Here is a 1483-nt window from a genome sequence, read left to right as displayed (position 1 = left end):
TTGACATCCTCCTCCGCGTGAACGCGGAGGAATCCCGAGCGGTGGGAGTTTCACCTATGGAAACGCTGCTGTCCGAACAAACCACCGCTGGCGACAAAATGATTACGCCGTCCAAGAATCTGCTACTTTCCCAGCCGATATGCGGTCCCCATCGTGATGCGGTGCGGTCGCTGTCTGACGAAAGCAGTCGCTCTTGGAGGGCCTCGGCCGACCACTGAGGGCCGCCGGCCCGGCGGCCCTCAGATCCCTCGTCTATGCGCTCACTCCTGGCGGATCGTACACTTCGCCTCGGTCGAGCATGTGATAGATAGACACCAACATCTTCCGTGCTGTCGCCACGATTGCTTTTTGTGAGTTCTTCCGCCGTGCTAACCGGTCGTAAAACCGACTCAAATACTCGTCATTACTGTTGTGGACTGCGTTATGGGCAGCTTGGACGAGTAACCACCTGACACGGCTCGATCCACGCTTCGAAATGCTACCCTCGATCCGCGAGTCGCCTGACTCGCGGATCACCGGGTTCAGCCCGACATAACTGACGACCGATTTGTCACCGTCAAACCGACTGATCTCGCCTAACTCCGCGTAGATCGTTAGCGCCGTATAGTAACTCACGCCAGGAATCGTCATCAGCAGCTGGGTCTCCTTCAGAGACCCAGCGCACTCTTCGATTTGTTGTTCAAGGCTCCGGATCTCTTTGGTGAGCGTCTCAATCATCTCTAAATACGACTCCAACAGTGTGTCCCATGGCGTCGGGATCGAGAGTTCCCGCAGGAACTCTCGTCCCTCAACACGCAACGGCTTCACGTCCTCCGTAATCCCGTGATCCGAGAGTAGTCCGTGAATCTTGTTGGCGTACTCAGTGCGGTCTTCAACTAACGTCTGACGCCCGCGCACAAGTGCGCGGGCTTTCCTCACCTCGTCGGTTGGGACGTAGCTTTCAGGCACCGAATTCAACCGCAACATCCGCGCTAACTCTTTCGCGTCAACGCGATCAGTTTTCTTGTCCGTATCCGCGATCTGAGTCAGTTCCTTTGGATGGGCAACAGTCACATCCAAATGTTCCGACAGCGTATCGTGGATGTGGTAGTAATTACTGGTCGCCTCGATCGCGGCTTGCGAACCAGCGTACCGCTGGGCGAGGTCGTCGAGGTTCGCGTTCTCGACGCGAACCTCTTCGACTACCTCTCCAGTCTCATCCATTACTGCCACTTGTGCGTACCGTTTGTGGACATCAATTCCGAGGTACATGGTCTGTTCACCCGGGACGCCAGTGCGTGAAGCAGAGATTCACCTATTCGGGCTTTCCCGGATGCCGCGCGGCGCGGCATCCGGGCTGTAACGCCCATGACTCGGCTTCTTTCGCACACGGACCAGTCAGGTTTACGTGCTCGATGGCACCGAAACTCCGTCGGTCTCTTGCGCCCCATGCTTACATTAGGTTCTCATGGAGTAGCAGCGTTTCCATCGAGTCAGGTTTGCA

1 protein-coding gene is annotated in these 1483 nt (G+C 56.6%); it reads right to left on the bottom strand.

The genetic code is table 11. The features are described 5' to 3' along the window. Positions 1-252 precede the first annotated feature (252 nt). On the bottom strand, positions 253-1251 hold the full coding sequence (locus BM113_RS21680) for an IS110 family RNA-guided transposase (protein ID WP_089790199.1): 999 nt from the start codon (positions 1249-1251) through the stop codon (positions 253-255). Positions 1252-1483 lie beyond the last annotated feature (232 nt).

Source organism: Natronobacterium haloterrestre (genome assembly GCF_900112205.1).
GTDB lineage: Archaea > Halobacteriota > Halobacteria > Halobacteriales > Natrialbaceae > Natronobacterium > Natronobacterium haloterrestre.
This window is presented reverse-complemented; position numbering and strand designations above follow the sequence as displayed.